The following is a 10,217-nucleotide window of genomic DNA, read 5'->3' on the forward strand; positions in this document are numbered from 1 at the left end:
AGGTCGGGCCGTCCGCCCGCTCGCTCGCTGGAGGACGGCCGGGTCAGCGGGTGCCGGTCAGCCGGGCGAAGACCACCACATTGCCGTCGTATCCGGTCCGCTCGCTGAAGCCGCCGCCGCAGGTGATCAGCCGTAGCTCGGAATCGGGTCCGTCCCGGTAGACACGCTCGGCGGGGAAGCCGCGCTGGGGGTGCGTCTCGACTCCGTAGACGGTGAACACGGCCGTACGTCCGTCCTCGCGCAGCACCTCGACACGGCTGCCCCGCGCCAGTGATCCGAGCAGATAGAAGACGGCCGGGCCCGTGGTGTTGTCGACATGCCCGACGACGACCGAGGTGCCGCGCTCGCCCGGGGCCACCGCGCCCGAGTACCAGCCGGCCACCGCGGCGTCCGCCAGCGGCGGGGCCTCGATCCACCCGTCCCGCGCGAGGCCGACCCTGGTCATGGGGGCGTCCACGCGGAGGGACGGCACGGTGATCCGGCGCGGCGGGGAGTGGGTGAGCGGGCCGGGTGCGGGCGGCAGCGCCGCGGACGCCCGGGGATGGGCCGCGACCGCGCCGCCCGGCCGGGGCGGACCGGCCGCAGCGGGGTTCGCCGGGCCGTCGCGCAGCAGGAACAGGCCGACCAGCAGCACGCTGAGCAGGGTGAACCACGTACCGCGCCGGTTGGCTGTGTGCATGGCGTACCGCCGCTCCGCCTCAGCCGCCGTCCCGGGCACGGCGGCGCAGCAGCAGGACGGCCCCGCCGCCGACCGCACCCGCCACCAGGGCCGACCCGACGGCGAGCTGCGCCGGGCTCAGACCGGGGAGGCTGCCGCCCGCGCCCGCCCGCACGCCGCCTCCGGGCTTGGCCGGGTCGCCCGGCGTGTGCGAACCGGTCCCGGTGTGCGCACCCGTGCCGGTGTGGCTGCCCGCGTCCGCGCCGGTGTCCGAGCCCGTGTCCGCGCCGGTACCGGTGCCGGTGTGGGTGTCCGGGTCCGTCCCGGTGTGGGAGCCGGACCCGCTGACCGTGAGGGTGGTGGTGCCCTTCTCGCCCTTGCAGTCGAAGGTGATGTCGTACTCCGCGCCCGGCTTGGCGTCCGCGAAGATCTTGGCCGTCGCGGGCAGCCCCTCGCTGAGCGTGACGGTGTCGAAGACACCCGACGAGACGGTCACGGCCGGCGACTCGCACTCGGTGGCGTTGAGGGTGACGGTGCCACCGGGCGCGACCTCCTCGGGGGACACGGTGAAGCCGAACGAGGTGATGCCGCTCCCGTCGCCGGGCGGTACGGCGCTTCCGTCGTCGTCGGCGGCGAGCGCGGCCGGAGCGCTGAGCGCCAGCGCGGCGGCGGTGCCGATGAGAGTGAGGGACGCGACACGTATGGCACGCATGGTCAGGTCTCCGATGGTAGGAAATGCACCAAAGTGAGACCGACGCTAGGAGGGAGCCCGGGGCGGGGCCACTCATGGGGGACCAAATGGCGTCTCACCGTCCGCCCCTCCCCGTGTCGCGCCGTGCTGCCCCTCCCCGTGCCGCCCCTCCCCGTGCCGCCCCTCCCCGTGCCGCCCCTCCCCGTGCTGCCGCTCCCCGTGTCGCGCCGTGCCGTCCCTCCCCTCCCCGGATCACCCCCTGGGCCGCGGAAACGGCCTCGTGGCGGCGCGGGTCACCTCTTGCGGTAGTCGTACGCCTCCGACGCCGCCATCCCCACCGCGTTCAGATCGCCGCCCGCCGACGCCGTCACCACCGCGGCGACCGCGCCTTCCACGAACGGCGCGTCCACCAGCAGGGTCCCGTCCGGCAACTGGTCGCCCTCGGCGAGCAGTGCCTTCACCGTCAGGACGGCACTGCCCAGATCGACCAGCACGGCCACGCCCGCGCCCCCGTCGACGGAGGCCGCAGCCGCGGTGATCAGCTCGGAACTGGTGCCGAGACCGCCGTCGGGAGTCCCGCCCGCCGGAGCCACCGGAGCGGTCTCCCCGCCGCCCGCGAGCCCCTTGGCCAGCTCGGCGACCGCCGACGCCACTTCCCTGCTGTGCGAGACCAGCACGATCCCGACCGGCTTCCCCTTCGCCATCACGCCACCTCCGCGAGCGCGGTGACCAGCGCGGAGACCAGCAGCGCGGACGAGGTGGCGCCGGGGTCCTGGTGACCTGCGCTGCGCTCGCCCAGATAGCTGGCCCTGCCCTTGTGGGCCACCATCGGCACCGTCGCCAGCGCGCCCGCCTCGGCCGCGTCCCGGGCGGCGGCGAACGACTCGGTGGTGTCGCCGAGTGCCGCGATCGCCGGTTCGAGCGCGTCCAGCATGGTCTTGTCCCCGGCCTTCGCCCCGCCGAGCTGCGCCACGGCGGCGACCCCGGTGCGCAGCGCCTCGGCGAACTGCGCGGGGGTGACCTCGGCGGCGTCGCCGAGCGCCTTGCCCGTACGCCGCAGCAGCGTCCCGTACAGCGGACCCGACGCACCACCCACGGTCGAGATCAACCGCCCGCCCGCCAGTGTCAGCACGGCACCGGGGGTCGCGGGGGACTCCTCCTTCAGCGCCGTCGTCACCGCGGCGAATCCGCGCTGGAGATTGCTGCCGTGGTCGGCGTCACCGATCGGCGAATCCAGCTCCGTGAGATATGCGGCCTCCCGGTCGACGAGGGCGGCCGAGGCCGCCAGCCAGCGGTGGAAAAAATCGGCGTCGAGCACATGCACTCCCTGTGTCGGTGAATCCCGGACGGTTCAGCGGCCCCAGCGGAGCGCGGCGGTCCGCACCGGCGCGTCCCACAGCCGCAGCAGTTCCTCGTCGACCTCGCAGAGCGTCACGGAGCAGCCCGCCATGTCCAGTGACGTCACGTGGTTTCCGACGAGGGTACGGGCGACGGCCACCCCCCGCTCAGCGAGTACCCGCTGTACCTCGGCATTGAATCCGTACAGTTCCAGCAGGGGGGTGCCGCCCATGCCGTTGACGAGCGCGATCACCGGTCCCGAGGGCGGCCGGTCCTCCAGGACGGCGTGCACGGCGAAGTCCGCGATCTCCCGCGAGGTCATCATCGGGCGCCGCTCGCGCCCGGGTTCGCCATGGATGCCGATGCCCAACTCCAGCTCCCCGGCCGGGAGGTCGAAGGTGGGGGAGCCCTTGGCGGGGGTGGTGACGGCGCTGAGGGCGACCCCGAAGCTGCGCGAGCCGTCGTTCACCCGCCGGGCGATCGCCTCCACCCGCTCCAGCGGCGCCCCGGCCTCCGCGGCGGCCCCGGCGATCTTCTCGACGAAGAGGGTCGCGCCGGTGCCGCGCCGGCCCGCCGTGAAGAGGCTGTCGGTGACCGCCACATCGTCATTGACCAGCACCTTGGCGATACGGATGCCCTCGTCCTCGGCGAGTTCGGCGGCCATGTCGAAGTTGAGGACGTCCCCGGTGTAGTTCTTGACGATGAACAGCACCCCCTCGCCGCTGTCGACGGCCGCGGCGGCCCGCACCATCTGATCGGGCACCGGGCTGGTGAACACCTCACCCGGGCAGGCGGCGGACAGCATCCCCGGGCCGACGAACCCGCCGTGCAGCGGTTCGTGTCCCGAACCGCCCCCGGAGACGAGTCCCACCTGCCCGGCCACCGGCGCGTCACGGCGCACGATCACCCGGTGCTCCACATCCACGTTCAGCTCGGGGTGGGCGGCGGCCATTCCCCTGAGGGCGTCGTCGACGACGGTCTCGGGGACATTGATCAGCATCCTCAACGGTCTCTCCCTGACTCAGCGGCAGCTGGTGTACGAGCTGCTTCCGTGCGGTGTCCGTGTGCTGACACAACGGTGTCCGTGCGGGCCGGTGCCGATGGCCGACGGTATGTCAGGTCACAGGGGAGCCGCCGGGCCGACGGTCCGTGTCAAGTATCGGCGGGGAGCGGGCCCGGCGCACGGGAGTGGCCGGTACGGATCACTTACCGCCGCCCTCCGCGAGGGTGTGCGCGACCAGGGCATTGGCATGGCCGTGTCCCATGGTGTGCTCGGTCTTGAGCCAGGAGACCAGTTCCATGTGTGTGGTCAGCGGCGAGGAGCGGATGAGGTCCTTCCACTCCGCGACAGGGCGGCCGTACTTCTTCTCGATCGACGGAAAGTAGCTGGCGGGGCCCTTCACGGGTTCGGTCATGTCGCGGTGTCCTGTTCTGTTCGGGTGGGGTGATGCCGGTGGGGTGATACCGGGTGCGGTGCGGGTGAACCGCCAGGCGGGCCGGTGCCGTGCGGCGGGCAGGGTAACCCGTACGGGTGGCTACCGCTGTGCGAGCGGTACGCCGGTGGCCAGCCGGGCCGCCACCGCGCTCAGCCCGATGAGGCCCAGCGCCGCTCCGCAGGTGAAGGCCAGTACCGACAACGAGGAGGTCGCCGAGCCGGCCATGACACCCACCGGCACCAGGCGGCAGGCGAGGGCCCAGCCGCGCCGGTCCTGTCCGGCGAAGTGCCGGGCGAGTACGAAGAAGGCGGCACACAGCGCGAGGAAGCCCACCGTGGCACCGGCCAGATGGATGGTGCCGTGGGCGGTCATCGTGGCGGGCGGTCCGTCCGGGGTGCCCGCCGGGAACCCGTCGCCTGCGTCGGCGGTGAACACCCCGGCGACCAGGAACGAGGCGCCGAACACCCCGATCAGCCGTGGCGCCCAGACCCCGCCGGGGCCGTCGCGCAGCGCCCGGCGCACCCCCACCGCACCGGCGAAGGCCAGGGCGCCGGTCAGCAGAAAGCTGGTGATCTGGATCCAGCCGAGGCCGCCCAGGCTGAGCTGGCTGATGGCGTTGCGGGTGAAGTCGAACCCGTCGCGGGTGAGGCCCTGGACCACCCCCACGACCAGGAACAGCGGTCCCGCCGCGATACCGCCCGCCAGCAGGACACGGGTCCTCCGCCCGGCCCCGGTCGTGGTGGCCGTGGTGATCGGGGCGCTGAGGGTCGGGGTCATCAGGGGTCCTCCTCGTCGGTGAACGCCGCCATGAGAACTGGACGGTGCAGTACTGTTGGGAACTGGACGGTACAGTACCCACAGAGAACTGGACTGTCCAGTACTGAAGGATCGGGGAGACCGTATGGGAGTCGGCATGGAAGCGCGCGAACAGGGCCGGTCGGCACGCAAACGCCAGGCGATCATGGAAGCCGCGACCAGCGTTTTCATGGACAAGGGCTACTCCGGCACCAGCATGGACGACATCGCACGGCTGGCCGTGGTGTCCAAGCAGACCGTCTACAAGCACTTCGCCGACAAGGAGAAGCTGTTCGCCGCGATCGTCCTGGCCACCACCGACCGTATCGACGCCATGGTCGATCTGGTGGCCGACATCCCTCCCGACGCCGACGCCCTGGAGGAGAACCTCACCCGGCTCGCCCACCGGTTCCTCACCGCCCTCACCCAGCCCCAGGTGCTTCAGCTGCGCCGGCTGGTCATCGCCAACGCCGACGCCTTCCCCGAACTGGGCGCGGCCTGGTACGAGCAGGGCTTCGACCGGGTCCTCGTCACACTGGCCGCGACCTTCCAGCGGCTCACCGACTCGGGACTGCTCCGGATCGGCGAACCGCTGCTGGCCGCCCACCACTTCACCGGCCTGCTGCTCTGGATTCCGGTGAACAAGGCCATGTTCTACGGGGGCCCCCGCCACACCCCGGCCGAACTCGACCACTACGCCACCGCCGGGGTCCGGACCTTCCTCGCCGCGTATCGCTGACGCGGGCGTACGGCTGACACCCGGGTGCGGCTGACACCCGGGTGCCGCGCACCGCTGAGCCGCACCGTTCCCGTACGGGAGCGCTCTTCCCGTACGGGAACGGCCCGTACGCCGACGGTGCGCACCGCGCGACGGGACGGGACACGAGCCCGGTGCGGTCCGGCCCGGGCGCCCGCTGTCCGGGCGCGGGTGCGGCTAGCCGCGCGGGTCCGGGGGGCCGGGGGTCTTCGCGGCGGCTGCCGGGCGGCGGTCGCCGAGCAGGGCGGCGATGAGGACCGCGCCGGCCGCGAGGAGCGCGGCGGCGACGGTGAGCGCGAAGGAGAAGCCCTCCGTCGCGGCGCGCAGCGGCCCGGCCGAGCCGGACACCGTGTCGCTGCGGTGCGCGGCGAGGGTGACCAGCACCGCGAGCCCCACGGCGCCGCCGACCTGCTGGACGGAGCTGAGGACGGCCGAGCCGAGGCCCGCGTCCTCCCCGGTGGTGCCCGTGAGCGCCGCGAGGGTCAGGGCGGGCAGGCTCAGCCCGCATCCGACGCTGGTGATGAGCATGCCGGGCAGCACACCGGACGCATAGCCGTCGCTCGGTGCCACGCCCGACAGCAGGAGCAGCCCGGCCCCGCAGACCAGGAACCCGATGACGAGCGTCCGGCGCAGACCGAGCCTGAGTACGGCGCGCGAGGAGAGCCACATGCCGGCGAGGATGCCGCCGCCGTAGGGGAGATAGGCGACCCCGGCCTTGAGCGGGCCGTAGCCGAGCACCGTCTGCAGATGGATCATCAGCAGGAACGCCATCGCGTAGAAGGCGGCGGAGAAGAGCAGGGTCGTGGCGTTGGCGACGGCGCGGACCCGGGAGGCCAGGAACGACAGCGGTACCAGCGGTTCGGCCGTGCGTGACTCGACCGCGAGGAACACGGCGGCCAGGACGACGGCGAGGAACACCGGCCCGACGGCGGACACATCGCCCCAGCCGGACTCACCGGCCTGGAGCAGCCCGTAGACCAGCGAGACGACAGCGCCGGTGCCCAGCACCGCCCCGGGGACGTCCAGACGGGTCCGGCGGGTGGCCCGGCTCTCCGGGACCAGCCGGGGGAGCAGTACGAGGGCCACAGCGGCCACGGGCAGATTGATCAGGAAGATCCAGCGCCAGGAGGCCAGGTCGGTCAGCGCACCGGAGACCACCAGGCCCATCGTGCCGCCAAGCCCCGCGATACCGCCCCAGATGCCGAGCGCCTTGGCGCGCTCCTCCGTGCCCGGGAACATCAGGGTGATCAGCGACAGGGCGGCCGGGCTGGCCATGGCCGCGCCCGCGCCCTGGGCGAACCGCCCGGCGATCAGCTGCCAGGGCTCCTGGGCGAGCCCGCAGGCCAGGCTGGCCACACCGAACAGCGCGACACCGCTGAGGAACACGCGCCGGCGCCCCAGCAGGTCGGCCGCGCGGCCGAACAGCAGCAGCAGTCCGCCGAAGGCGAGGAAGTACGCGTTGACGACCCAGGCCAGGCCCGCGGTGCCGAAGCCGAGTTCGTCCCGGACGCTGGGGAGCGCGACGCTCACCACGGTGTCGTCCAGGACGAGCATGAACTGGACGAAACACAGCACGATCAGCGCCGAACGGCGGCGGCCGGTGATCGCGGAGGAGGTCGCTGTCGCCGATGTCATGACGGACGCCCCGGCGGTGTCGTCGGTGCGTCGGTACTGGGGTGGCGCTCGTGGCGCTCCTGGGGGAAGGGAAAGATCGGCATACCCATGACGCTATGAACCCCCGGGATTGGCCACAATCCGCTATGGGGCCATGTGATGTCGCCTTGAGGACATACAAGGCCATAGGCTGGGTGGATGGCCGATGACCTCATGTGTTCCGCCCCGCTCGGAGTGGGCGCGATCGTGGTGGGGAACCTCCCGCTGGCGTCGGGGGAGTGGATCCCCGCGCACAGCCACCCACAGCACCAGCTGGCCTGGACCAGGCGCGGGGTGCTCGGTATCGCCGTCGACGACACCTACTGGGTACTGCCGCCGACCCGGGCGCTGTGGCTGCCCGCCGGAGTCGTCCACCGGACCGGCGCGACCCGCGACGCGGTGCTGTGCAGCCTCTACCTCGAACCCGACCGGTGCCGGCTGGACTGGACCGAGCCCACACCGGTCGGCGTCGACGGACTGCTGGCCCGGCTCATCGGCCACCTCAGCCGCAAGGACCTCGCCGATGACGCGCGGCTGCGTGCCGAGGCGGTCGTCCTGGATCTGCTGCACCCCCTGCCGTCCCTGCCCATCGATGTGCCGCGTCCCGCCGAGGCACGCGTACGCGCCGTGGCCGACGCCCTGCTCGCCGACCCCGCCGACCCGAGGAGCCTTGACGCGCACGCCCGGGCGGTCGGCGTGAGCAGACGTACCCTGACCAGGCTGTTCGTCAGCGACACGGGGATGAGCTTCGACCGCTGGCGCACCCATGTGCGGCTGCGGGCCGCGCTGTCCCTGCTCGCCGACGGCGAGCCCGTGTCACGGGTCGCCCACACCGTGGGATACGCCACGCCGAGCGCCTTCCTCGCGGCATTCCGCCGCACCGTCGGCACCTCCCCGAGGCGCTACCTCCACGGCGACGCCGTGTTCGACGCCGCCGAGGCGGGCGTGGGCGGCAGCCGGGTCATGTCCGACAGCTGACGCCGCCGTCCGCCGACCTCCCCTGGGGCGGCCGGTCCGGGACACCGGCGCACGGCCGCTCGGCGCACCCCCGGCGAGGACGGCCCGGTCACACGGGCGCGCGGACGCGGCTCAGGCCGCCCACTGGGTCTCCAGGAGCGACCCCGTCTCCAGCGCCGCCGAGCGGAGTTCCGCGAGGAACATGCCCAGCAGGGGGTTGCGATTGGTGCCGCGCGTGGCGACGCCGATACGGCGGTGCAGCTGCGGGTGGTCGAGGCGGCACACCTGGACGCCCGAAGTGTCGCCGAGGCCGAGGGCCGGGACGAGGGCGATGCCCATGCCGGCGCGGGCGAGATTGATGGTGACCTGGTAGTGGTCGCTGCGGCAGCGGACCCGGGGGAGGAAGCCCTCGGCGGCGCAGGCGCGCTCCAGGACGGGTTCGCCGGTATGGCCGCCGCGGGTGCCGATCCAGGTCTCGCCCTCCAGGTCGGCCAGCCGGACGACGTCCCGGTCGCCGAGGCGATGACGGAGAGGGACCACCACGAGCGGGGGCTCGTCGAAGAACATCTCCACCTCCACGGCGGCCCCTCGGCACCAGGGGTCCAGGGGATGCTCGAAGACGACGACGGCGTCCAGCCGGCCCGCCTCCAGATCGGGCAGCAGCTCATGGGGCTGGCCCAGGATCAGCTCCAGCTCCACCTGGGGCCGCCGGGCCGCGAAGACCGACAGGGCGCGGGGCAGCAGCTCAAGACCCGAGGACGCGAAGAAGCCGAGGCGCAGCACCCCGGCCTCGCCCTCGGAGTGCCCGCGCAGATCGTCCTGGGCGACGGCCATCAGATCGGCGATGGCCTGAGCGTGCTCGGCCAGCCGCCGGCCCGCCGCCGTCAGCCGCAGACTCTGGGGCGCCCGCTCCACCAGCGCGACACCCAGCTCCCGCTCCAGCCTGGCGAGCTGGTGCGAGATCGCGGACGGGCTCAGATGCAGCGCCTGTGCCGCCGCCACGATGGTCCCGGTGCGGGCGATCTCCAGCAGGACGAGCAGACGGGCACTGTTCAGCATCGGGCCAGATTAATCCGGCCAGATCAAGCGGTGCCGGTGGGCCGGGCCTCGAACAGGTCCCCGGCGCCAGGGGCGCCCACACCCGCCGTCAGCGGGGCGGCCACATCCAGCCGCAGCAGATCCTCGTCGGTCTCGCGGCGCACCACGACCCGGGCCCGGCCGTCGCGTACGAAGACGACGGCGGGACGCGGCAGCTTGTTGTAGTTGGACGCCATGGCGTAGCCGTACGCGCCCGTGACCGGTGTGGCCAGCACATCCGACACGGCGAGCGAACCGGGCAGCGCCGCCTCGTCGATGATGATGTCGCCGCTCTCGCAGTGCTTGCCGACCAGCCGCGCCCGCAGCGGTCGCGGTGCGTCGGGGCAGCGCGGCAGGAACGCCTCGTACCGTCCGGCGTAGAGCGCGGGGCGCATGTTGTCGCTCATCCCGCCGTCGACGCCGACATACGTCCGTACGCCCTCGATCCGCTTGATCGTGCCGACCCGGTACAGGGTCAGCCCGGCGCGGGCGACGATCGAGCGGCCGGGTTCGACGGTCACCTCGCGGCTCCAGCCGGCACCGCGCACCGCGTCGCGCACCCCGGCCGCCCACTCGGCGAACGACGGCACGCTCTGCCCCGACTCGTACGCGACCCCCAGTCCGCCGCCGACGGTGAGCCGGGGCGCGGCGATGTCCACCGCGAACCGCGCGACGGCCGCGGCGCCGGCCGCGAGTTCGGCGGTGTCCAGCACCTGGGAGCCCACATGCGCGTGAACGCCGTCCAGGATCATTGCCGGGGAGGCGGCGGCCCGCCGGACGGCCGCCGCCGCGACGCCATCGGCGAGCCCGAAGCCGAACTTCGAGTCCCTGCCGCCGGTCCGGATGGACACATGG

Annotated in this window: 12 protein-coding genes; 2 read left to right on the plus strand and 10 right to left on the minus strand. The window is 73.1% G+C overall.

The genetic code is table 11. The annotated features are described in order from the left end of the window. Positions 1 to 43 precede the first annotated feature (43 nt). The 7 genes from ACWF94_RS22595 to ACWF94_RS22625 all read right to left on the minus strand — a co-directional run bounded on the left by ACWF94_RS22595 (position 44) and on the right by ACWF94_RS22625 (position 4,900). Complete coding sequence (locus tag ACWF94_RS22595) at positions 44 to 679, minus strand: class F sortase (protein WP_453491233.1); 636 nt, start codon at positions 677 to 679, stop codon at positions 44 to 46. 19 nt (positions 680 to 698) lie between these two features. Further along, positions 699 to 1,370, minus strand: a complete 672-nt coding sequence (locus ACWF94_RS22600) for a hypothetical protein (protein WP_453491236.1) — start codon at positions 1,368 to 1,370, stop codon at positions 699 to 701. 272 nt (positions 1,371 to 1,642) lie between these two features. Further along, positions 1,643 to 2,053: a PTS-dependent dihydroxyacetone kinase phosphotransferase subunit DhaM gene (locus tag ACWF94_RS22605; protein ID WP_453491239.1), complete on the minus strand. Its 411-nt coding sequence runs from the start codon at positions 2,051 to 2,053 to the stop codon at positions 1,643 to 1,645. Beyond that, on the minus strand, positions 2,053 to 2,667 hold the full coding sequence (gene dhaL, locus ACWF94_RS22610) for a dihydroxyacetone kinase subunit DhaL (RefSeq protein WP_453491242.1): 615 nt from the start codon (positions 2,665 to 2,667) through the stop codon (positions 2,053 to 2,055). Before dhaL ends, ACWF94_RS22605 begins: the two co-directional genes overlap by 1 nt. Positions 2,668 to 2,700: 33 nt before the next feature. After that, a complete protein-coding gene (dhaK, locus tag ACWF94_RS22615) occupies positions 2,701 to 3,693 on the minus strand; it encodes a dihydroxyacetone kinase subunit DhaK (protein ID WP_453491245.1) in 993 nt (330 codons plus the stop codon). Between the two features lie 196 nt (positions 3,694 to 3,889). Continuing rightward, positions 3,890 to 4,102, minus strand: coding sequence for a DUF4287 domain-containing protein (locus ACWF94_RS22620; protein WP_453491248.1), 213 nt, complete (start codon positions 4,100 to 4,102; stop codon positions 3,890 to 3,892). A 120-nt stretch (positions 4,103 to 4,222) separates the two neighbouring features. Then, entirely contained in the window at positions 4,223 to 4,900 is a 678-nt protein-coding gene (locus ACWF94_RS22625; RefSeq protein ID WP_453491251.1) for a DUF998 domain-containing protein, read from the minus strand. Between the two features lie 124 nt (positions 4,901 to 5,024). Here ACWF94_RS22625 and ACWF94_RS22630 point away from each other — a divergent pair, with 124 nt between their 5' ends. Further along, complete coding sequence (locus tag ACWF94_RS22630) at positions 5,025 to 5,657, plus strand: TetR/AcrR family transcriptional regulator C-terminal domain-containing protein (protein WP_453491254.1); 633 nt, start codon at positions 5,025 to 5,027, stop codon at positions 5,655 to 5,657. A gap of 195 nt (positions 5,658 to 5,852) precedes the next feature. Here ACWF94_RS22630 and ACWF94_RS22635 read toward each other — a convergent pair whose 3' ends face one another. After that, entirely contained in the window at positions 5,853 to 7,310 is a 1,458-nt protein-coding gene (locus ACWF94_RS22635; RefSeq protein WP_453491257.1) for an MFS transporter, read from the minus strand. Between the two features lie 177 nt (positions 7,311 to 7,487). Here ACWF94_RS22635 and ACWF94_RS22640 point away from each other — a divergent pair, with 177 nt between their 5' ends. Further along, complete coding sequence (locus ACWF94_RS22640; RefSeq protein ID WP_453491260.1) at positions 7,488 to 8,306, plus strand: AraC family transcriptional regulator; 819 nt, start codon at positions 7,488 to 7,490, stop codon at positions 8,304 to 8,306. 111 nt (positions 8,307 to 8,417) lie between these two features. Here the strand turns inward: ACWF94_RS22640 and ACWF94_RS22645 are convergent, their stop codons facing one another. Continuing rightward, positions 8,418 to 9,344, minus strand: coding sequence for a LysR family transcriptional regulator (locus ACWF94_RS22645; RefSeq protein ID WP_453491263.1), 927 nt, complete (start codon positions 9,342 to 9,344; stop codon positions 8,418 to 8,420). Between the two features lie 23 nt (positions 9,345 to 9,367). Next, the coding region (locus ACWF94_RS22650; protein WP_453491266.1) for a diaminopimelate decarboxylase family protein at positions 9,368 to 10,217 on the minus strand (850 nt) is incomplete at its 5' end.

The organism is Streptomyces sp. NPDC055078 (assembly GCF_053607985.1).